The sequence below is a fragment of the Amycolatopsis viridis genome (genome assembly GCF_011758765.1).
GTDB lineage: Bacteria > Actinomycetota > Actinomycetes > Mycobacteriales > Pseudonocardiaceae > Amycolatopsis_E > Amycolatopsis_E viridis.
Genome location: NZ_JAANOU010000001.1, coordinates 4,762,664 through 4,782,331, shown reverse-complemented (window position 1 = coordinate 4,782,331; position 19,668 = coordinate 4,762,664). Strand labels below are relative to the sequence as shown.

Sequence of the window (19,668 nt, the reverse complement as noted above, 5' to 3'; positions counted from 1 at the left end):
GGCATGAAACAGGACATCGAAAGGTCACGACTCGTCGTCAACGGCCTCGGCGCCTACCTCGCGCGGCCCGCCGGGGGCAGCGAGTCGGGGATGCTGCTGCTGCCGATGGTGACCGGCATCGGCGAGCAGGTCCGGGACTGGGCGCACGAGCTCGCGGCCACCGGCGTCACCGCGCTGGTGTGGGACCCGTTCCACGGCCCGAGCAGCGACGACACGTCGATGCCGGACCTGCTGGCGAAGATGCCCGAGCTCGACGACGCGGTGGCGCTGGACGAGCAGGCGCAGCTGCTGGACCACCTGCTCGGCGAGCTCGGCTGCGCTTCGGCCGGCGTGATCGGGTGGTGCCTCGGCGGGCGGTTCGCGCTGATCCTCGGTGGCCGGGATCACCGGGTGGCCAACGTGGTCGCCTACCACCCGACGGTTCCCGGCGAGACGCCGCCCAACCACACGATGGACGCGGTCGCGCACGCCGGTCTGATCAAGGCGCCGGTGATGATGCTGTACCCGACGGCGGACGAGCTCGTGCCGCGCGCGCGGTTCGACGAGCTGCAGGCCGCGTTGCAGGGGCGGGTCACCGGAGCGAGCTTGATCCACGTCTACCCGGGCGCCGAGCACGGCTTCGCCAGCCGGACGCGGCACGGTGAGCCGGTCAACGCCGGGGCGTTCGCGATCTCCTGGCCGCAGGTGCTGGATTTCATCCGGGTGACGACGAAAATCTGACTTTCGACAGATACCGCGGCTCCACTTCGGTGGGTAGCGTCCCGGACGTGGGGAGATTCTGGGGTCGCGCAGCCGAGGTGCTGGCCGGGGTGCCGGCCGCCGCCGTGCTGCTCTACGAGAGCCGGCACAACGCCGAGCCGTGGGAGCTGGTCGCCGGGCTGGTCGCGGTCGTCCTCGCGATCGCCACCGCCCGGCGCAGCCCCTGGCTGTCGCTGACCGTCGCGGTGGCCTCCAGCGCCGCGATGCTGTTCAACTTCGCCGGCCGCGTCCCGGCGTGGCCGGTGCTGCTGATGGTGCCGTTCGGGTACCTGGCCGGGCGCCGGATGGAGTCGGCGCGGCCCGCGCTGGCGACGTTCGTCGCGATCAGCGTCATCAGCCTTCCGTTGTCGCTGGGGGCCGGCCGGGCCGAGTTGGGCGACTGGGGACCGATGTTCGGGGTCCTGTTGTTCGCCGTGCTGCCGTGGCAGCTCGGGCGGTACATGCGCACGAGGGACGAACTGGTGCGGTCCGGGTGGCAGCGCGCGGAGGAGCTGGAGCTGCGGCAGCGGATCGTCGCGGAGGAGGCCCGGCTTCGTGAGCGGGCCCGGATCGCCAGCGACATGCACGATTCGCTGGGCCACGAGCTGAGCCTGATCGCCCTGCGGGCCGCGGCGCTGGAGATGTCCGGTAGTGCGGAAGCCAAGGCGCTGCGGGAAAGCGCGGCCGCGGCCACGGAACGGCTGCGCGAGATCATCGGCGTGCTCCGTGAGGACGCCGCGCCGGTCGAGCCCGTGGACGACGGTGTCGCGTCACTGGTGGAGCGGGCGCGGGAATCCGGGATGGACATCGTCCTGCGTGAGGACGAGGTGTCCGGAGTGGACGACGAAGCCGGCGGCCGATCGGCTGCGCCGATGGTCGAACGCGCGGCCTATCGCGTGGTCCAGGAAGCCCTCACCAATGTCACCAAACACGCCCCGGGCGCGGGCGTGACCGTGTCCGTGTCGCGAGCACCGGCGGAGACGGTCGTCCGGGTGTGCAACAGTCCGCCGCCGGCCGGGCCGCTGCCCGGCACCGTTTCCGGACGGCGGGGCCTGGTGGGCCTGGGGGAGCGGGTGCGGCTGCTCGGCGGCACACTCAGCGCCGGCCCCCGCGACGGCGGCTTCGAAGTGGTGGCGCGGCTGCCGCACGCCTCGGCACCCGCGCCCGTCGAGCCGGTGCAGTCCGAGTCGGCGCGGCAGCTCGGTCAGGTGCGGCGGACGGTGCGGCGCAGGCTGGTCGCCGCCTTGGTCGTGCCGCCGTCGATCCTGGCCGGTCTGCTCGGGGTGGTGGGGGCCACCTACCAGTACCAGTGGCAGACGTCCGTGCTGGACCCCGCCGGCTACGAGCAGCTGCGACCCGGCCAGAGCCGGGCCGAGGTCGCCGCCGTCTTGCCGCACCGGCAACGCGGGCCACACGTCGCGGCGCCCGAGCCGCCCGGGCTGAGGTGCGAGTACTACGGCACCGGGCGCAGCATCGTCGAGCTCCGGCTGGACGCCTACCGCCTCTGTTTCGACGGCGAGCGGCTCGCGAGCAAGGAACTGCTGACCGACGTGCGCGAGGGCGCGTGATCCGGGAGGAAACCGAAGTGATCCGTGTACTGCTGGCCGACGACGAGGCCATGATCCGGGCCGGTGTGGCAGCGATCCTGTCCGCCGACGACGGCATCGAGGTCGTCGCCGAGGCGGGAGACGGCCGCGAGGCGGTCGAGCAGGCCCGGCGCACCCGTCCGGACGTCGCGCTCCTCGACATCCGCATGCCGCGCCTCGACGGCCTCGCCGCGGCCGAGGAGATCCGCACGCTGGTGCCCGGCACCGGTGTCGTCATGCTGACCACCTTCGGTGAGGACGCTTACATCGAGCGCGCGCTCACCTGTGGTGCCAGCGGGTTCCTGCTGAAGTCCGGCGACCCCCGCGAACTGCTTGCCGGAGTGCGCGCGGTCGCCGACGGGGCGGCGTTCCTGTCCCCGCGAGTTGCGCAACGGGTGATCGCCCAGTTGTCGGGTGACCGGGTCTCCCGGGCCGCCGCGGCCCGGGAGCGCATCACCGTCCTCACCGATCGCGAACGCGAGGTGCTCACCCTCGTCGGCGCCGGACTGTCCAATGCGGACATCGCCGAGCGGCTGTTCGTGGTGGAAGGGACCGTCAAGGCCTACGTCAGCACGATCTTCGGCCGGCTCGACGTCCGCAACCGGGTCCAGGCTGCGATCATCGCCCACGAGGCCGGGCTGGTGACATGAGGTCACGCATCCCGGCGGCGCAGCACCTCGTGCCCCACCGCCAGCGCGACCGCCGTCCACACGGCGAGGATCACCAGCCCGGCCCACGACGGATACGACGCCACGGCGCCGGAGACGGGGTTGGGCTGTCCCGACGGCACGAAGGCGGTGACCCCGGCGATGCCCGGCATGTAATCCGCGACGCCCAGTCCGAGCGAACCGGCCACCATCGCGCTCATCACCATCACCAGGAACGACACGGTGGCGCTCCCGGCGACACTGCGCAACGCCGTGCCGATCCCGAGGCTCAGCAGTCCGGTGAGGGCGAAGTAGGTGCCGTTCGCGACACACGCCTGGATGATTTCGCCGGTGGACGCCGCGCGGCCGAAGCCGTCCATCAACGGCGTCGCCACCGCGATCGCCCCTGCCGCGGCCACCACTCCCAGCACGAACAACACCGGTGCCAGCACTGCGGCCTTGGCGGTCAGCACGCGGGCGCGGACGGGCACCCACTGCAAGGTGGAACGGATGCTGCCGGTCGCGTACTCCCCGGCCACGAACAGGCTCGCCAGGGCGATCACCGCGAATTCCGCCAGGTAGAAGTTGCCGCCGGCCACCAGGTCGGGTGCCGAGCCCGCCCGGATGCGGTTGGCGGCGAGCGACATCGCCGACGGCAGGACGAACACCAGCATCAGCACGATGGCGCCGGCCAGTCCCCAGAACGTGGACCGGACCGACCAGAACTTCGTCCACTCGGACCGGATCGCCGCCGTGGTCGTCATCGCACACCAGCCTTCCGCGCGGAGTCCGCGCCGTACTCGACCGCGTCCGCGGTCAGCTCCATATACGCCTGCTCCAGCGAGGCCTGTTCCTCGCTCAAGCCGTGCAGCCGGATGCCCAGCTCGAACGCCAGGTCGCCGATGGACTCGACCGATGCGTCGACCACCAGCACCGAATCGCCCTCGACGCGGGCGCCGGGCAGGTGGGCCGCCAGCCGCGCGCAGTCGCCGCGATCCGCGCAGCGCACCCGCACCACCGCCCCGCTTGCGAGCAGCTCGGTCAACGGCGCATCCGCCAGCAGGCGGCCCTTCCCGATCACGAGGAGGTGGTCCGCGGTCAGCTGCATCTCACTCATCAGGTGGCTGGAGACCAGGATGGTCCGGCCCTCCGCGGCCAGCGACCGGATCAGCTGCCGCACCCATCGCACGCCGTCCGGATCGAGCCCGTTCACCGGTTCGTCGAACAGGAGCACGGCAGGGTCGCCGAGCAGGGCACCGGCGATACCGAGCCGCTGTGCCATGCCCAGCGAGAACTGCCCGGCCCGCTTGCCCGCCACGTCGGACAGGCCGACGGTCGCCAGCACCTCGTCGACGCGGCGGTCCGGGATGTCGTTGCTGCGGGCCATCGCCAGCAGGTGCTTGGCCGCCGAACGTCCCGGGTGCACCGCCTTGGCGTCCAGCAGCGCGCCCACGGTGCGCAGCGGCCACCGCAGCTCGGCGTACCGCTTCCCGTCGAGGAGCGCCGTGCCCGACGTGGGACGGTCGAGCCCGAGCAGCATGCGCATGGTGGTCGACTTACCGGCGCCGTTCGGACCGAGGAAGCCGGTCACCGTGCCCGGTGGCACGGTGAAGGTGAGCTGGTCGACGGCGATCTTCTCGCCGAAGCGCTTCGTCAGCGCTCGTACTGTGATCATGCCGCCGACCCTAGGAACCGGGCGCGCCCGGGCGCATCGGCCGAAGGGCATCCGTTCCCCGGCACCTTCGGCAGGGCAGAATGCGGCGCATGATTGCTCGGCGCAGGGTGAGCGCCCTCGACGTGGCCATGCTGACACTGGCCGTCGTTTCCGTCGGCCTGGTCGTCTACGTGACGTTCTTCCCGCACACACCCGAAACGGCGCACCACATCTTCGTCATCGACACCTCCATCTGCGGCGTGTTCCTGGCGGAGTTCCTGTGGCGGTGGTCGCGCGTTGGCTGGGACAAGCGGTTTCCGCTGCGCAACTGGTACGAGATCCTCGGCATGATCCCGATCGCACACCCCGCTCTGCGCAGCTTCCGGCTGTTGCGGATCGTCATGGTGATCGTGCGGCTGGCGCGCACCGCGGACCGGGCGTTCGGCGAACTGTTCACCCAGCGGCTGGTCGAGCGGATGTCCCGGCCCATCGTGCTGGCGATCAAGAAACCGATCACCGTCGCGGTGCTCGACGAGGTGGTCAAGGTCATCGAAACGGGCAACTACCCGGAGAACCTAGCCCGTTCGCTGGGCGAAAACCGCGAGACGTTGCGGGCCATCATCACGGAAAAGATCAAGACGGACCCGCAGGCAGGGCGGCTGTCCCGGCTGCCGTTCCACGACGAGGTCCTCCAGTCCCTTGTGGACACCACGATGCGCGTCATCCTCGAGGTGCTGACCGACCCGCGCACCGAAGAGTTCTTCGCGCACGTCGTCCGGGAGAACCGCGAGCAGATCCGGCGGGCGGTCGTGCTCGGCCTGCACGAGGAGGAGGACGAAGAACTCGAGCGCGACCTGCCCGCTCGCCCACAGCGCTCCTACAGCAGCTGACGATGCGCTCGCCAGGCAGGGATCAGCCGCGGAGTTACTGCTGGAGATTCTCGTAGAAGGCGCGCACCCGGGCCGCGTGGCCGTCCTGGTCGAGCTCGACGACGTCGAGCGCGCGGTTGCCGTTCTCGCGCCGGTAGAGCAGTGCGTAGCCGCCCGGGCTGGTCAGCAGTGCTTCCTCGGTGAAGGTCAGGCCCGGGGCCAGTTCCAACCCGAGTTCGAAATGCCGGCGAAGTTCGGACTTGCCATGCAGCCGGCCATCGGACCTGCCCCACCGACGTATCACCGTGGGGGCGGCGAAGTCCACATCATCGGCGTAGCAAGCCATGATGGCATCGAGGTCGCGCGCCTTCCACGCGTCCAGCCAAGCGTCGGCGTGGGCTCGGGCGTTCATACCCAGAGTATGTCCGGTTGTCTTGGCGGCCGGCAACCTCATTCCCGCCTGCTGGACCGTGGTCGATGCGGCCTGGCACGCCTCACGCGGACACGACGACCGCAATATCCGGCTGTACCGGCGGCGTGGTCGCCGCCACCACGCTCAGGTCGTACCAAGCGGGCGATCTCATGGCACCTGTGGATCCGCGGGCCAGGCGTGCTTGGGATACCGGCCGCGCAGTTCGGCCCGCACCGCGGGATAACCGTTCACCCAGAAGGATTCCAGGTCACTGGTGACCGCCGCCGGCCGGCCGGCCGGGGAGAGCAGGTGCAGCAGAACCGGAACACGACCCCCGGCGACCTTCGGGGTCTCCCGCCACCCGAAGGCGAGCTGTAGCTTCACCGCGAGCACCGGGCGTCCGGTCGAGTAGTCCACCCGGAACCGGCCACCCGAGGGAACTTCGATCCGGTCCGGTGCCAGCTCGTCCAGCCGTCCCGCCTCCGGCCACGGCAGCAGCCGACGCAATGCGGCTGCCGTGTCCACGCGAGCGAGGTCGGCGCGGCGGCGAGCGCGAGACAACTCGGGCTCCAGCCATTCGTCGACTCTCGACCACAGCGCCTCGTCGTCCACCGCGGGCCAGGGGCCGCCGAGGACTCCGTGCAGGAAGGCGAGCCGGGCGCGCAACCGGTCCGCCTCCGCGGTCCAGGTGAGCACATCTCCGGTCCGGAGCCCGGTCAGCAACGCCTCGCGAACCCGCGCCGGGTCCGGGTCCCGCAACGGCCGGTCCCGCAGGACGATCGCGCCCAGCCGCCGCACCCGCCGGGCGACCACGTCCCCGTTCCAGGACACGTCGTCGTGCTCGGAGACCAGGTTCGGTGCCGCCCGCACGGCCAGCTCCTCGTCCGCCCGCGCGGCGAGCCGGATGACGCCGTGGGCCCGGCCGGGGTCACGGGTGGCTTCGGCCACCGCCAGCCACTCTGCGTCGCCGAGACCGCTGCCGGCCGGCAGCTCCGCGGCGGTGCCACCCGCCATCAGGTAGACCGGCGAGTCCGGCGCCCGTCGCCGGGCCAGCCGCTCGGGATGAGCCAGCGCGACCACCAGCGCCGGATCGGGCGCATCCGGCCCGCCCGGCACCAGCCGCGCCAACCGGCGGACCTCGGCATGCCAGCGCGCGCCACGGTCGTCGCGGAGGCGGCGCAGCTCGGTCTCCACATCCGTGGCCGTGCCACCGGCGTCCATCAGGGCCACTACTTCGGCTGCGTGCCGGGCTCCGACCTCGGCGGCCCCGTCGAGCAACGCGCGCGCGAGGCGGGGGTGCAGGCCGAGCTCGGCCATGCGGCGCCCGCGGGAGGTCACGGTGCCGCCGTCCAGCGCGCCCAGCGTGCGGAGCAGCGCCTGGCCCGCGGCGAGCGGTCCCTCCGGCGGCGGGTCCCACCAGGACAGGCCCGCGCCGTCCGGCGTCGACCAGCAGGCCAGCTCCAGTGCGAGCCGCGCCAGCTCGGCGGTGCGGATCTCCGGCTCCGGATAGGCGGGCAGGCTCGCCTGCTCGTGCTGCGACCAGCAGCGGTACGCCCGCCCCGGCGCCTCACGGCCGGCCCGGCCGGCGCGTTGCTCGGCCACGGCGGCCGAAACCCGCACGGTCGCCAGGCCCGGCAACCCGCGGCGGTGGTCCACGCGCGGCACCCGGGCCTGTCCCGAATCGACGACCGCCCGGACGCCGGGAACGGTCAGGCTCGACTCGGCCACCGCGGTCGCGAGCACCACCCGGCGGCGCTGCCCCGGGCGCAGCGCCGCGTCCTGCTTCCCGGGTGCAAGGCGGCCGTGCAACGGCAGGACGTCCACCTCGGGGAGGTCGAGCATGGCGCCGACGCGGGCGATCTCGCCGGCACCGGGCAGGAAGGCGAGGACGTCCCCGTCCCCGTCGGCCAGAGCCCGGTGGATCGCCCGCGCCACGCACGCCTCGATCCGTTCGCCGCGGGCGGGCGGGACGTGGATCGTGTCGACCGGGAACGTCCGGGCCTGCGCGGTCACTACGGGAGCACCGCCGAGCAGGTCCGCGAGCCGGCCCGACGCCACCGTGGCCGAGGTGGCCAGCAAGCGCAGGTCGTCGCGGAGCCCACCGCGCACGTCGAGCAGGAGCGCGAGCAGCAGGTCGGCGTCCAGGTGCCGTTCGTGGCACTCGTCGAGCAGCACGGCCGCGACGCCGGGCAGCTCCGGATCGTTCTGCACGCGGCGGACCAGCAGGCCCGAGGTGACCACTTCGACGCGCGTGCGCTGCGACACCTTCCGGTCGCCCCGCACGGAGTAGCCGACGGTCTCGCCGACCGGTTCCCCGAGCAGCGCCGCCATGCGCACGGCCGCGGCCCGCGCGGCGAGGCGCCGCGGCTCGGCCACGACGACCCGGCCCTCGGTGCGTGACATCAGGTCCAGCGGGACGAGGGTCGTCTTGCCGGTCCCGGGCGGCGCGACCAGCACCGCGGTGCCGTGCGCGGCCAGGGCACCGGCGACGTCGTCGAGGACGGCGCGCACGGGGAGGTCGGGCAGGTTCATGGCGAGAGTCACGGTAGACGACCGCGGCGCCGGTCACCCGGACGTATGGCATCGGCCGGGCACGGCCGGAACTCACAGGTTTCTCAGGGCGGGCCGCTAGCCTGGGCCCGTGTCCCGCCCGTCCCCCCCAGTGCTCGACATCGTCGGCACGCTCGTGCGACTCGGTCTGGCCGCCGTGTGGCTCGTCTCCGGGGTCGCCAAGATCAGCGACTCCGGCCAGACGTACCTGGCGGTCAAGGCGTACGAGGTGCTGCCCGACGCGTTGCTGCACCCGGTCGCGACGGGGCTGCCGCTACTGGAGCTGGCGCTGGGCGCCTTCCTGCTGCTCGGGCTGCTCACCCGCTGGGTGGGCGTCGTCTCGGCCCTGCTGCTGCTGGTGTTCATCGCCGGGGTCGCGCAGTCCTGGGCGCGGGGGCTGACCATCGACTGCGGTTGCTTCGGCGGTGGCGGTCAGGTCGAGGCGGGACACACCCGGTACCCCGAGGAGATCGCGCGTGACGTGGGCTTTCTGGTCCTGGCCTGCTGGCTGATCGTGCGCCCGGCCACCCGGGTTGCGCTGGATCGCTGGCTGCGCGGCGGGGAGCCGCGGGCCGAGACGGAGAAAGAGAGGATTTGAAGAACGTGGGTGGAGCGGAACGGTCCGCGCGCAAGCGCCGCCAGCAGCAGTCCCCGGCGGCCAGGGCGGTGACCCAGGCCCGCGGTGGTGGCCCCAGCCGGAAGACGATCGTGTCGGTGGTCGCCGTGGTGGTGCTCGCCGCCGTGGTAATCGGCGGTGTGATCTGGACGAACAAGTCGAAGAACGCCACCGAGGGCACGACCATCGCGCCGCAGACCGCGTCGGCCGCGCTGGACAGCCCGGGTGAACGTCAGGGCGCCACGGTGGTCTCGGGCAAGCCCGAGGCCAAGGTGAAGCTCGACATCTGGGCCGATTTCCTGTGCCCCTACTGCGCGCGGTTGCAGCAGCAGTACGGCAAGCAGATCGAGGACCAGATCCAGGCGGGGAACGTGCAGGTCACGTACCACATGATCCCGCTGCTGAACAACCGGTCGGACCCGCCGGGCTACTCGCTGGCGTCGGCCAACGCCGCCCTGTGCGCGGCCGACCAGGGCAAGTTCACCCCGTACCACGACAGCCTGTTCGCTTCCCAGCCCGCCGAGGGCAAGCGCGGCTACGACAACGCGCAGCTGATCAAACTCGGCCAGGACCTGGGCGTCACCGCGCCCGGGTTCGCGGGGTGCGTGAACGCCGGTACGTACAACCAGCAGCTCCAGGACGCCCTCACCGAGGTCTCCAAGAACCCGGCCTTCCAGGGCACGCCGACGGTCATGCACAACGGCACGGTCGTCAACTGGACCCAGAACGACTGGCTGACGAACCTGATCAACCAGGCCGGCTGACGCGCGCCGCGGGGGGCCGGCCGTCACACCGACCCCCCGCGCAACGGCCGCAGCGGGGTCATGTACAGTAGTCGCAGACGAGATGCGGAGTTCACCTTCGCTCCGGGGCTATGGCGCAGCTGGTAGCGCACCACACTGGCAGTGTGGGGGTCAGGGGTTCGAGTCCCCTTAGCTCCACAGAACACTTTTGGACACGCGAAGCCGAATTGGATCGGTTTCGTTGTGTAGTGCAATTCTTTCGTGCCTGACCGGGGTTGTTGTCAACGGCGAGGGCCAGGTCAACTGTCCGGACTGTGCTGCGACGCCAGTCGATGCGCCGGGTGCGGCACGGCTCATCGGAGCGGTCCCCTCTCGGTCAGACGGTCGCGAGCGGGTGTACTTGGCGAGGCCGGATGCTCTTGGCGGACAGGTAGCGGCGGCGATCGGTGATCAGGATCGAGGCGATGGTGCCCGACCACCAGCCACGCGGCGAGCTGGGCGACCCCGTCGTGAGGCCGGTGCCGTCGGCGGCCGCCGCACGCAGCGCCAAGACGGCACCGTGGGTCGAAGGTGGTCCGCGAGGGCGTACAGCGGGCCGGAAAGCGTCGAGACGACGCCCGTCGCGCCCGTCAGGACCAGCACGGCCAGCGAGGCTATCCGGCCGGCGTGGCCGAAGTTCGCCGTGGCGGCCTGGTTGGGCGCGACGAACGCCGACGCGGCCAGCAGCGCGATCAGCACGGCCCGGGTGACGATGTAGGTGGCCAGGGCCAGCGCCCAGAGGGCGAGCGCGGCGAACAGCGTGAGGGCAAAAGTGCCGGTCGGCGTGCCGTCGGTCGTGGCGGCACTGGGATCCGCGGCGACGGTCTTGAGGTGCGCTCGTTCGGCATCGGTGTAGCTGGGCACCTGGTCACGGCCCTTGCCCAGCTGGGAGGCGAGTTCCCGGCGCCGTCGTCAACTTTCTTGGCACCGTCCTTCAACTGTCCGGAACAGTCCTCCGCTAAGGGAGGAAAGCGTGATGGTGACGTGGGATGACATCGACGGTCATCCCGCGTTTCGCGCGGCCTGGCTGCGGATGGCCGCGATGATCGGGCAGAACGGGCAAGACCGTTGAGTGGACCGAGTGGCTGCGCGCAGGCGCGGCGGCCATGACCACGCCGGTGACTCTGCTCGACACCACTGGAATCCCGGTCGGAGAGGTCGCCGACCGGGTCCGAGAGTGGATCCTGCTCCACCTCCGCTGACGCTACGAGCCTGTGCTCGCGCGCTGAGCGAGTGCCCGGTTCATCGCCTCGAACTGCGGAAGGGTGTTCGCTCGCAGGGTTCCTGCCATGAACGGGACCAGCGCGCCGGTGAATCGCTCGTGCTGCACCAGCCGGGTGCGGCCGGGACCGAGCGGCTGCAGTTCGAAACTGTGCTCGCCGTCGAAGATCAGGCCGGGCGGGACCTTGCCGATCCAACGCAGTTCCTTGCCGGGTACGGCGGCAAGCACGGTGGGGTTGAACGTGGTGTCGCCGCTCGCGTCCCGCAGGACAATGCGCAGCTCGGCATCCTTGGCGAGCCCGCCAGGCGAGGTCACCTCCGCCGACACGATGAACGGGTTCCACTCTGGATAGGCGCCGAAGTCGGTGAGCACCTGCCACACCCGATCCGCGCTCGCCGGGATTTCCACCGAGGTGGTGAGCGTGTCTCGACGCAGGTTGCTCCAGGTGAGGTAGCCGGCGATGATCACCAGCACGGTGCCCGCGATGATCGCGATACGGCGCCCTTTCCGCTTACGTGGGGCGGTTTCGATGCTGTCGATGACGGTCATGACTTTCTCCTGTTCGCTGCGGGGGTAGCGCTGAGTGCGGTGGTGACAAGGCGTTGTACATACGCGGGGCCGATGGGGCTTCCGGTGATCAGCACGCGGTAGTAGAGCGCGCCGGCGAGTTGTTCGAACAGCACTTCGGGGTCGACGTCTTCTGGCAGGTCGCCGCGCTCCCTCGCTCTGGCCAGCAGGCCGATCGGAACCTTGTTGCGCAGGGCGAACATCTGACGCACCACCGCGCCGATGTCCGCGTGCCGTGCCGCGGCCGCGGCGATCTCGGCGATCAGCCCTGCGGACTGGTCGCCGGCCAGTTGCGGGCGACCGGCCTTGCGCATCCGATTCAGCCCGGCGGCGATCTCGTCGAGATAGCGGGTCAGGTCGCGGGGGAGGTCTCCGGTGTCAGTCACCTCGACCTCGTTCTGCATCCTGGTGACCACGGCGAGGATCAGGTGATCCTTGGTAGGCCAGCGTCGGTACAGCGTGGTCTTGGCGACCCCGGCCTTCGCCGCGACACCGTCGGGTGAGAACCGGTCATAGCCCTCGGCCAGCACCAGTTCCAGGGCGGCGTCCAGAATTCGGCCGTCCACCTGCTCGTCCCTCGGCCGTCCGCGACGCTTCTCCTCGACCACGTCACCCCCCTTTCCGCTACTGCTGTTTCGTAATGCCCGAAGGTTAGCTCGCTCGGCGCTAATTACGCAACAGCCGTATCGAAATGGAACCGGCCTCGCGGCCGGGGTGCAAGCGCTTCGCTTGCAATAGCTAGCACGCGCGCATGCCGTCGATGGTGTCGAGAGGAGGTGAGCGGATGGCCGGACCGGCGCCCGACGCGAACTAACCACAGGTCAAGGATCGATCGCCGCGTCGCCGATCTCGGAAGGGCATCGGCGCCCATATCAAGCAGCAGGGGAGTACCGCCAAGATCTCGCTGCAGCAGTTGTCTGTCCGGAAGCCGAGCGCGGAGATTCTTCAGCAGATCGCCAAGGGATTGCGGATTTCCGCCGAGGAGCTGTACGTCCAGGCGGGCCTTCGGCGCCCCATCGGGCTGGACCGCCCGCCCGCCAACAGACACCCGCTGCTCGCACGGACCCGGTGGTAGAGCGGTCAGACCAGACGGGTGAGGCGCCCGATGTCGGCCAGCAGCTGGCGACGCAACAGCGGCGTGAGAACGGGTTCGAACAGGCGCAGGATGCCCGGTGGTCGGACCTGGGCGTGCAGCGTCAGGCGGGTTCGTCGGTCGTCGAGCGGTTCGAGGATGCGCCCGCCCGAGGCCCGCAGGCCCGAGGTGGTGCGCCAGGAGAACTCCCGGCCCGGGTCGACCGAGGTCACCAGCCCGCCGCTGCGGTAGGTGCGGCCACCGAACCGGAGCACCTCTTCGGTCGTGGTGCCCGGCGTCACGATCCCCGGCGGCTGTGGGTTCATCGTGGTCACCCCGGCCCGCCAGCGCGGGTCCTGGCCGTAGTCGGCCACCAGTGCCCAGGCCCGTTCGGCCGAGCACGCCAGTTCACCGGACACCCGCAACGCGATCACGCATCCATCATGCTCCGACCTGCGCGAATCGGTTCGGCCGGGGTTTTCGGGGTCGGTGTCGATCGGCGGCCACCCGCTTCGACGTGCAGGTGGAATCATCGCGAGCCGGTTGCCCACTGATCAACAGGGACACTCGCAACCCTGACCAGCCGAGATCGCCAAACTGCGGCTGCCGTACTAGGAGCGTCCTGAATTAAGGGGTTTGGGGGCGGGAAGCGCGCGGCGGCTGCGGTCGAGCCGCGCTACCGGACGCAAGCGCCCACCCTCCCCGAGTACGCCCCTGGCGTCTGATCAGTTGAGGAGGGCGCCACTGGAACCGATCACAGAGAACCACAGTCCGTCGACTTCTTCCCTGACCGGACGGGCAGCGGAGCCGGGGCACCTCCTGTCGCAGCGACATCGCGCGGTGTTCTCGGCACCGAAGCCTTCTCATGCCGTGGCCAGGTCGACCAGATGCTCGTGGGGTTATGGGAATGGTTGTACTTGGCGAGGGCGACGTCGACGGAAGTCGCGACGATGCCATCCCGCTTCAGGTCGGCGGTGTCGATCATGTCGCTTGTGGCTCGGAATTCAACTCGCTACTACCGGGTGGGGTATCGCCCGGTCAGCGCCCTGCCACCAGGTGGATCAGCCCGGCATCAGTGGTGCGGAAGCCGCACGCGTCGAAGTAGAAGCGTCGCAGTTCCGGCTCGAAGTCGACGTGCAGCCACTCACAGCCCGCCGCACGTGCCTGCGCCGCCGCCAGCCGGACGACCGCCGTTCCGATCCCGCGGTGCTGGTGCGAGCCGCGGGTCTTCGTGTCGATCAGGAACGCGTGGTCGCCACCGTCCCAGGCCACGTTCACGAAGCCGACCAGGAGCCCTTCGCCATCACGGGCGCCCACCCAGCCCAGGCTGTGCTGCTGGATCCGGCTCCACCAGCCGGCCACGGCGTTGCCGCCGTGCGATCGGACGAGATCGACCATTTCGTCGTCGGTGATGGGGTCCCGCCAGGCGTAGGAGATCGCTTCGCTCACCGGGCCAGCATCGCAGACCGGCCCCGTCGCGCAATCCTTTTTGATCGGCCATTTCCCGGACGACGCGTTGTGCCGCTCACGGTTGTTCATGAGCTGCTCGCTTCAGTTGGTGCGCGGAAGAACGCCAGCTCGTGCTCGGCGGAGGTGCGGAACACAGCCGGCATCGCTGCGCGCCGGGCTTCGGTGGCTGCGGTGGCGTGTGTGGTGGCGATTTCGATCGCGCGTTCCGTCATCCGTTCCACCGCGGTCGGCTCGCCCAGAGTGAGTCGCGCGCGAAGCTGCTGAGCTGCAAGGTGGTGGCTATGTCACCGGATAGCCGTGTTCCGTTGTCATCGATGTGGAACGGCGTACTCGGCTTACGATTGGGGTACCGATCTTCTTCAACCCCGGAGCTCGGCGAACCGATCGGTGGCGGGCACATGATCAACGCGTGGACGGGCACAGGCCGTCCATCAGAACGGTGAGGTAGGCGCCGGCCAGATCGCCGTCGAAGCGCGCGATCGCGAACGCCGTCTGTCCGATGAGATCGGTCAGCACGTCCGGCTCCAGGTCCGTGCGGATCACCCCGGCGCGCTGCGCCCTGGCGACCATCGCGCGCACCACGCCTTCCAGCTCCGCGCGCAGCGCCGTTGTCGCGGGCACGTTCAGGCCGCGCAGCTCGGTGCTGATCCCGTGGTACGCCGACTGGAAGTCCATCAGCTCGGCTAAGAACGTCCGCAACGCGCGATCGGGTTGAGACGCGCCGGACAGGTCCTTGGCCCGCTGCACCACGGGCCGCAGCAGCTCCGCGACGGCAGCGTCGAGCAGGGCGTCCTTTCCGCCGAAGGCGCGCACGACCGTGGCCGCGCCGAGTCCAGCGCGTTTGGCGATGGCCTCGACCGTCAGCGCCGTTCCGGGTTCGCCGAGTAACGCGGTGGCCGCATCGAGGGCGATCTGCCGGTTGCGGACGGCGTCCGCTCGGCGTCCATGAGCAGGCACATTTGACATCTGGAACGCTTCTTCCACATCATTATCTGGAACGTGCACTTCAGTTAAGATACAGGAAGGGACCCATCATGAACGCGCAGATCCTCATCGCCGGGGCCGGCATCGGCGGCCTGACTACCGCGTACTGGCTGGCGCGGCACGGTTTCCGGCCGACGGTCGTCGAACGCGCGCCCGGCCCGCGGCCCGGCGGCAACGGCGTGGACGTCCGGGAACAGGCGATCGACGTCGTGGACCGGATGGGCATCCTGACGCGGATCCGTGCGGCCGCCGCAGACGTGCGCAGCATGAAGTTCGTCGACGCCCGCAACCGCGCCGTCGCACGGCTGGATGTCGCGGGCGCGACCGAGCCCGAGATCATGCGAGGCGATCTTGTCGCGCTGCTGCGCGATGTCACCGAAGGCGTCGAGTATGTCTTCGGCGACGGTGTGCGGGATCTGACGCAGGACGCCGACGGCGTGACCGTCGCCTTCGAGCACGGGCCCGACCGGCGGTTCGACCTGGTGATCGGAGCGGACGGCCTGCACTCCACGGTGCGGCGACTGGCGTTCGGCCCGGAGGCCGACCACGTCACGCACGGCGGCCACTACTTCGCGTTCGCGAACGCCGACGCGTCGCTGGGTGAGGACCGGTGCGTCACCATGTTCAACCGGCCGGGCCACATGGCGGGCCTCTACCGCTCGGGCAACCACCTCCAGGCCAAGGCATACTTCATCTTCCGTTCCGCGCCCATCGCCTACGACCACCGCGACGTAGCCGCGCACAAGCGGCTGGTCCACGCCGCGTTCGCGCACGAGACCGGCTGGCGTGTCCAGGAACTGCTCGCGGCGGCGCTCGGCGATCCCGACTTCTACTTCGACGCCGTCAGTCAAGTGCGCATGGACTCCTGGTCGGCCGGGCGAGTGACCCTCGTCGGCGACGCCGCGTGGTGTGCCTCCCCCGCCTCCGGAGCCGGCGCCGAACTGGCCCTCGTCGGGGCGTACCGGCTCGCCGGGGAACTGGTCGCCGCGTCCGGCGACCATCGGATCGCCTTCCCGCGCTATCAGGACAGCCATCGCGCACTAGTCCTGAAGCGGCAACAGATCGGGCCGAACGTGCGCCTCATGGTGCCCGGAACGCGGACTGGCATCGCCGTGCGCAACGCGGTCGCCCGGCTGCCGCTGCTGCGCGCGGCGGCTGCGGTCGAGCGGCGCTACCGGACGCAGGCGCCCACCCTCCCCGAGTACACCCCTGGCGTCTGATCATTCGAGGAGGGTGCCACTGGAACCGGTCACGGAGAACCACAGTCCGTCGACTTCTTCCCGGACCGGACGGGCAGCGGAGCCGGGGCACCTCCTGCCCAGCGACACCGCGCGGTGAGACAGATCCCTTCGGACACCTTGACAGCCCTCGTTCTCGGCGCCGGCGTCGGGGCCATGCTAACCAGGGTGACGGGCGGTGAGTAGCGGGCAGTACCGGGGGGACGGGCTGCTGAGGACTGCACCACCCTGACCCCTGCCTCCGTCGTACACTGCGCCCGTCCCGGACGTCTGACGGAGGAGACGCCCCCATGAGATCTGGTGCCCCGAACAGCTCCTACGGCTCTCCGGGGACTCGTCGGGCGTGGATATGCCCGGACTGATGAGGGGGGTGCGGGTACTTCTGTTCGTCATGGGTGGCATGCAGCTCACCGTCGGTGTGCTCGTCGCTGGTCTTTTGGCCGGCATCATTGCGAACGACGGCGGCAGCATCGCCGATGCCGTCGCGATCGTCAGTGTGCTGCTGGGCCTGGGTGCGCTGTCGATCGTCCTGGGGACGAAGTTCGCCACTCGCGGCGGAGGTGTCCGGGTCACCACGATCGTGTACGCCTCGCTGATGATCGTGGCCTGCCTGGGCAGCCTGGGCCTCGGGGACGGCTTCGGCCCCATCTTCACGGGCGGGCCGGTCATCGGGCTCGCCTGTGGCGGCGTCATCCTGGCATTGATGGTCACCACACAGGCCAGCGCCTGGTTCAACCGCCCACGGTAGGTGCTGAGCAGCGCGGCACCCACATCCGCGCGAGGGTCCCGACCACGGCAATGGGTCAGGTTGCGGGGAAGCCAGTCTGATCCACTGTAGACGACCATGACAGGGGTCCGCCCGGAGTGTGGCACGGGCCCACCCGCGGTGCGATCCAGCGAGCTGGTTGGGGTTCTGGGCGAGCAGACGACGCGACGTCCGCCTCCGTGTCACCCAAGACCTCACCCGCGAGGTTCCGGTGTTGCCCTGGAGCGCGCACCAGCAACTAGCGTCTGCGGCATGACGAAGGCAGAGACCAGGCAGGACCGGTTCGAGCGCGGTATGCAGGTGCTGGACGAGGTGGATGGCGAGGCAGGCCAACGGGTTATCGACTCACTCGCCGCGATTTCGCCGGAGCTGGGCCATCACGTGGTGGCGTGGGGCTTCGGGGAAGTCTATTCGCGACAGGAACTGTCGCCGCGGGACCGCCAGTTGGTCACGCTGGGCATGCTGACCGCGCTCGGCGGGTGTGAGGCGCAGTTGGACGTGCACATCAACGCCGCGCTGAACGTGGGGCTGACGCCGGTGGAGATCGTGGAGGCGCTGCTGCACTCGTCGGTGTACTGCGGATTCCCGAAGGCGGTGAACGCGACCTTCGTGGCGAAGAAGGTGTTCGGCGAACGCGGCCTGCTGCCGGTGTACGGCGACGAGAGGTGAGGCCGCGGACTGGACCACCCGTGCACTCGCGGATCAGGCCATCTCACCCGCACGGGCAACGGCTGTCCACCGCACGTCAGTGCGACACCGGGCCGGTCGTGCGTTCCGTCGCCGCTCGTCGTCGTGGTTCCCTGGCCGTGCAGGCCCCGCTGGGCCGGAACGATTCGGCGAGATGGGCGAGGTAGCCGGTGGGGTAGTGGGGTTTGGCGGCCATGCCGAGATCAGCCCTGCCGGACCGCCGAGCATCTCGTGCGGCGCGCCGGACGGGATGACCGCCACCTGGCCCTCCCGTTCGGCGCCGGACTTGTCGCGCAACCACACTGTCCCCGCCGTGGCGATCACCAGCTGCACCGCGGCATGCCGGTGCTGGTGCGCGGCACCCAGCTGACCGGCATAAACCAGCCGGCCGGGCTGGAGAACCACCGTGCCCTGCCACATCGTCAACTCCCGTGTCGGCGGTCGGCGCGGAAGCGGGGCAGGAACCGGCCGTTGCCGGAGACACCCAGGGCGCAGGTGACGCCCGGGCACGGCGCGCTTGCACCACGTTTTCCTGTCAACCGTACGACAACGCCGGGCTGGGGGCTGCGACCCGTACCCGATCACCGGCTGAGCGCACTTCGCCGTGGCAACCGGTTGTCCCGCCGGCGTCACCCGATGGCGATCCGCTGCAGGTCGGTGCCGACCGCGACCGGGCCGGTGTAGCCGTTCTGCGCCCAGCGCCGCCACCGGGGCACGTCGATCGAATCGTGCGCGAAGTCGACCAGGTGGCTGAGGACCAGCCGTTTGGCGTGCGCGGCCTCGGCGATGGAGCCCACCGACTGGACCTCGACGTGCGACTCCAGCATGTGGTTCCGCAGCGCGGGCGGGAGCTGGGCGCCCTCCAGGTTGATCGCTTCGTGCACGAGCAGGTCGGTGTTCTCGGCGAGGGCGAGGAGGTTGGGGCTGCGGGTGGTGTCGCCGGAGAACGTCACCGATCCGTAGGCGGTGTCGAAGCGGAACGCGAACGAGGGGAACACCGGACCGTGTGGCACGAGGATGGCGGTCACTTTGACCTTGTCGTCGCTCATCACCGGGAACGGCCGCATCGCCGGGGCGGTGTTGGTGAAGCTCGCTCCCACGTCGGGCAGCGCGATCTCGTGGACGTCGAGCAGGGTGGTCGGATCGGTGATGCCGGAGTCGCGGATGAACAGGTTGCTGGAGTAGGCGACAGCGTTCGTCCACTGCTGGGTCAGCGCGCGGGTGCCCGGAACCGGATCCGGCGGTGACACCACCGGCGCGGTACCGCCGCCGAATTTGGGCGGCAGCCCGCCCGCGGAACCGGGCCCGTACACGCCGACCGGCCCGGTGCTGCCGAGCCCGCCGCTGACCGGCGCGCCGCCCAGCGCGACGTAGTTGTAGTAGTCGGCGATGTGGTCGATGTGCAGGTGGGTCAGGAAGATCGACCGGATCGCGGTGAGGTCGAGGCCGGCCCGCATGAACTGGGTCAGCGAGGACCGCCCGCAGTCGATCAGGTAGATGCTCCCGTCCACCAGCAAGGCGGTGGATATGCCGGCCCGGTCCGGTTTCGGCGGTGGTCCGGCCTGGGTCCCGAGCAGCACCACCTCGAGGTGCGCTTTTCGCGGGGCCGGACCCGGCGGCGCGGCGGCCGCGAGCGGTCCGCCGCTCGCGGCCGCCAGCCCCAGGGCCAGGCCCGCGCCGCCCAGCGCCGTCAGCAGCCCGCGCCGGCCGAGCGTGCCGCGTTCACCTGCGTCCTCGCCGGCGTGACCCGACATGCACATGTGATCCTCCTCGATCGACAGCGGCCGGCCCAGCCGGGCGCGCTGGTG

21 protein-coding genes, 1 tRNA gene and 1 pseudogene are annotated in these 19,668 nt (G+C 70.5%); 11 read left to right on the top strand and 12 right to left on the bottom strand.

Annotated features, from left to right (window positions below; all coding sequences use genetic code 11):
- Positions 1–3: 3 nt before the first annotated feature.
- From FHX46_RS23695 to FHX46_RS23685, 3 genes are read left to right on the top strand one after another with little or no spacing between them, the layout of a single operon-like run.
- Entirely contained in the window at positions 4–720 is a 717-nt protein-coding gene (locus FHX46_RS23695; protein ID WP_167119115.1) for a dienelactone hydrolase family protein, read from the top strand.
- A gap of 47 nt (positions 721–767) precedes the next feature.
- Positions 768–2,306: a histidine kinase gene (locus FHX46_RS23690; protein ID WP_167119112.1), complete on the top strand. Its 1,539-nt coding sequence runs from the start codon at positions 768–770 to the stop codon at positions 2,304–2,306.
- A 17-nt stretch (positions 2,307–2,323) separates the two neighbouring features.
- A complete protein-coding gene (locus FHX46_RS23685) occupies positions 2,324–2,974 on the top strand; it encodes a response regulator (RefSeq protein WP_167119108.1) in 651 nt (216 codons plus the stop codon).
- Positions 2,975–2,976: 2 nt separating this feature from the next.
- On the opposite strand, the gene FHX46_RS23680 is transcribed toward FHX46_RS23685, so the two are convergent.
- Positions 2,977–3,735: an ABC transporter permease subunit gene (locus FHX46_RS23680; RefSeq protein ID WP_167119105.1), complete on the bottom strand. Its 759-nt coding sequence runs from the start codon at positions 3,733–3,735 to the stop codon at positions 2,977–2,979.
- Complete coding sequence (locus tag FHX46_RS23675) at positions 3,732–4,646, bottom strand: ABC transporter ATP-binding protein (RefSeq protein ID WP_167119103.1); 915 nt, start codon at positions 4,644–4,646, stop codon at positions 3,732–3,734. Before FHX46_RS23675 ends, FHX46_RS23680 begins: the two co-directional genes overlap by 4 nt.
- An 89-nt stretch (positions 4,647–4,735) precedes the next feature.
- On the opposite strand from FHX46_RS23675, the gene FHX46_RS23670 reads away from it, so the two are divergent.
- On the top strand, positions 4,736–5,515 hold the full coding sequence (locus FHX46_RS23670; RefSeq protein WP_167119099.1) for an ion transporter: 780 nt from the start codon (positions 4,736–4,738) through the stop codon (positions 5,513–5,515).
- Between the two features lie 34 nt (positions 5,516–5,549).
- On the opposite strand, the gene FHX46_RS23665 is transcribed toward FHX46_RS23670, so the two are convergent.
- Together FHX46_RS23665 and hrpB are read right to left on the bottom strand one after the other, a co-directional pair.
- Positions 5,550–5,906, bottom strand: a complete 357-nt coding sequence (locus tag FHX46_RS23665) for a nuclear transport factor 2 family protein (RefSeq protein WP_167119096.1) — start codon at positions 5,904–5,906, stop codon at positions 5,550–5,552.
- Between the two features lie 168 nt (positions 5,907–6,074).
- Positions 6,075–8,438, bottom strand: a complete 2,364-nt coding sequence (hrpB, locus tag FHX46_RS23660) for an ATP-dependent helicase HrpB (RefSeq protein WP_167119093.1) — start codon at positions 8,436–8,438, stop codon at positions 6,075–6,077.
- Positions 8,439–8,547: 109 nt separating this feature from the next.
- Between hrpB and FHX46_RS23655 the strand changes: the two genes are divergently transcribed.
- From FHX46_RS23655 to FHX46_RS23645, 3 genes are all read left to right on the top strand, one after another.
- Positions 8,548–9,054 (top strand): MauE/DoxX family redox-associated membrane protein, encoded by a 507-nt coding sequence (locus FHX46_RS23655; protein WP_167119089.1) that lies wholly within the window; start codon positions 8,548–8,550, stop codon positions 9,052–9,054.
- Positions 9,055–9,059: 5 nt separating this feature from the next.
- The gene (locus FHX46_RS23650) at positions 9,060–9,836 is read left to right on the top strand and encodes a DsbA family protein (protein WP_167121632.1); all 777 of its coding nucleotides are present in this window, start codon (positions 9,060–9,062) and stop codon (positions 9,834–9,836) included.
- 104 nt (positions 9,837–9,940) lie between these two features.
- Positions 9,941–10,013: transfer RNA gene (locus FHX46_RS23645), tRNA-Ala, on the top strand.
- A 252-nt stretch (positions 10,014–10,265) separates the two neighbouring features.
- Here FHX46_RS23645 and FHX46_RS23640 read toward each other — a convergent pair.
- The 3 genes from FHX46_RS23640 to FHX46_RS23630 all read right to left on the bottom strand — a co-directional run bounded on the left by FHX46_RS23640 (position 10,266) and on the right by FHX46_RS23630 (position 12,251).
- Positions 10,266–10,718: a hypothetical protein gene (locus FHX46_RS23640; protein ID WP_208400257.1), complete on the bottom strand. Its 453-nt coding sequence runs from the start codon at positions 10,716–10,718 to the stop codon at positions 10,266–10,268.
- Between the two features lie 340 nt (positions 10,719–11,058).
- On the bottom strand, positions 11,059–11,625 hold the full coding sequence (locus FHX46_RS23635; RefSeq protein ID WP_167119086.1) for an SRPBCC domain-containing protein: 567 nt from the start codon (positions 11,623–11,625) through the stop codon (positions 11,059–11,061).
- Positions 11,622–12,251, bottom strand: a complete 630-nt coding sequence (locus tag FHX46_RS23630; protein WP_167119083.1) for a TetR/AcrR family transcriptional regulator — start codon at positions 12,249–12,251, stop codon at positions 11,622–11,624. Before FHX46_RS23630 ends, FHX46_RS23635 begins: the two co-directional genes overlap by 4 nt.
- Before the next feature lie 219 nt (positions 12,252–12,470).
- On the opposite strand from FHX46_RS23630, the pseudogene FHX46_RS28630 reads away from it, so the two are divergent.
- Positions 12,471–12,649, top strand: a pseudogene (locus tag FHX46_RS28630) (helix-turn-helix domain-containing protein); the annotation flags it as partial.
- A gap of 74 nt (positions 12,650–12,723) precedes the next feature.
- Here the strand turns inward: FHX46_RS28630 and FHX46_RS23620 are convergent.
- From FHX46_RS23620 to FHX46_RS23605, 4 genes are all read right to left on the bottom strand, one after another.
- Positions 12,724–13,149, bottom strand: a complete 426-nt coding sequence (locus FHX46_RS23620; protein WP_167119080.1) for an SRPBCC family protein — start codon at positions 13,147–13,149, stop codon at positions 12,724–12,726.
- Positions 13,150–13,753: 604 nt separating this feature from the next.
- Positions 13,754–14,254, bottom strand: coding sequence for a GNAT family N-acetyltransferase (locus FHX46_RS23615; RefSeq protein WP_167119077.1), 501 nt, complete (start codon positions 14,252–14,254; stop codon positions 13,754–13,756).
- Positions 14,251–14,397: a hypothetical protein gene (locus FHX46_RS23610; protein ID WP_167119074.1), complete on the bottom strand. Its 147-nt coding sequence runs from the start codon at positions 14,395–14,397 to the stop codon at positions 14,251–14,253. The genes FHX46_RS23615 and FHX46_RS23610 overlap by 4 nt, the downstream gene beginning before the upstream one ends.
- 190 nt (positions 14,398–14,587) lie before the next feature.
- Positions 14,588–15,142, bottom strand: coding sequence for a TetR/AcrR family transcriptional regulator (locus FHX46_RS23605; RefSeq protein WP_167119071.1), 555 nt, complete (start codon positions 15,140–15,142; stop codon positions 14,588–14,590).
- 77 nt (positions 15,143–15,219) lie between these two features.
- Between FHX46_RS23605 and FHX46_RS23600 the strand changes: the two genes are divergently transcribed.
- The 3 genes from FHX46_RS23600 to FHX46_RS23590 all read left to right on the top strand — a co-directional run bounded on the left by FHX46_RS23600 (position 15,220) and on the right by FHX46_RS23590 (position 17,842).
- Entirely contained in the window at positions 15,220–16,389 is a 1,170-nt protein-coding gene (locus FHX46_RS23600; protein ID WP_208400256.1) for an FAD-dependent monooxygenase, read from the top strand.
- 418 nt (positions 16,390–16,807) lie between these two features.
- Positions 16,808–17,155, top strand: a complete 348-nt coding sequence (locus FHX46_RS23595) for a hypothetical protein (RefSeq protein WP_243871332.1) — start codon at positions 16,808–16,810, stop codon at positions 17,153–17,155.
- 270 nt (positions 17,156–17,425) lie between these two features.
- Complete coding sequence (locus tag FHX46_RS23590; protein WP_167119067.1) at positions 17,426–17,842, top strand: carboxymuconolactone decarboxylase family protein; 417 nt, start codon at positions 17,426–17,428, stop codon at positions 17,840–17,842.
- 647 nt (positions 17,843–18,489) lie between these two features.
- On the opposite strand, the gene FHX46_RS23575 is transcribed toward FHX46_RS23590, so the two are convergent.
- Positions 18,490–19,620: an MBL fold metallo-hydrolase gene (locus FHX46_RS23575; RefSeq protein WP_208400255.1), complete on the bottom strand. Its 1,131-nt coding sequence runs from the start codon at positions 19,618–19,620 to the stop codon at positions 18,490–18,492.
- Positions 19,621–19,668 lie beyond the last annotated feature (48 nt).

What these genes read in the sequence shown, in the direction of transcription:
- FHX46_RS23695 (WP_167119115.1), top strand. Translation starts at nt 4, where the DNA reads ATGAAACAGGACATCGAAAGGTCACGACTCGTCGTCAACGGCCTCGGC.
- FHX46_RS23600 (WP_208400256.1), top strand. Translation starts at nt 15,220, where the DNA reads ATGAACGCGCAGATCCTCATCGCCGGGGCCGGCATCGGCGGCCTGACT.
- FHX46_RS23615 (WP_167119077.1), bottom strand. Translation starts at nt 14,254, where the DNA reads ATGAACAACCGTGAGCGGCACAACGCGTCGTCCGGGAAATGGCCGATC.
- hrpB (WP_167119093.1), bottom strand. Translation starts at nt 8,438, where the DNA reads ATGAACCTGCCCGACCTCCCCGTGCGCGCCGTCCTCGACGACGTCGCC.
- FHX46_RS23635 (WP_167119086.1), bottom strand. Translation starts at nt 11,625, where the DNA reads ATGACCGTCATCGACAGCATCGAAACCGCCCCACGTAAGCGGAAAGGG.
- FHX46_RS23670 (WP_167119099.1), top strand. Translation starts at nt 4,736, where the DNA reads ATGATTGCTCGGCGCAGGGTGAGCGCCCTCGACGTGGCCATGCTGACA.
- FHX46_RS23665 (WP_167119096.1), bottom strand. Translation starts at nt 5,906, where the DNA reads ATGAACGCCCGAGCCCACGCCGACGCTTGGCTGGACGCGTGGAAGGCG.
- FHX46_RS23610 (WP_167119074.1), bottom strand. Translation starts at nt 14,397, where the DNA reads ATGACGGAACGCGCGATCGAAATCGCCACCACACACGCCACCGCAGCC.
- FHX46_RS23680 (WP_167119105.1), bottom strand. Translation starts at nt 3,735, where the DNA reads ATGACGACCACGGCGGCGATCCGGTCCGAGTGGACGAAGTTCTGGTCG.
- FHX46_RS23575 (WP_208400255.1), bottom strand. Translation starts at nt 19,620, where the DNA reads ATGTGCATGTCGGGTCACGCCGGCGAGGACGCAGGTGAACGCGGCACG.
- FHX46_RS23675 (WP_167119103.1), bottom strand. Translation starts at nt 4,646, where the DNA reads ATGATCACAGTACGAGCGCTGACGAAGCGCTTCGGCGAGAAGATCGCC.
- FHX46_RS23595 (WP_243871332.1), top strand. Translation starts at nt 16,808, where the DNA reads ATGCAGCTCACCGTCGGTGTGCTCGTCGCTGGTCTTTTGGCCGGCATC.
- FHX46_RS23590 (WP_167119067.1), top strand. Translation starts at nt 17,426, where the DNA reads ATGACGAAGGCAGAGACCAGGCAGGACCGGTTCGAGCGCGGTATGCAG.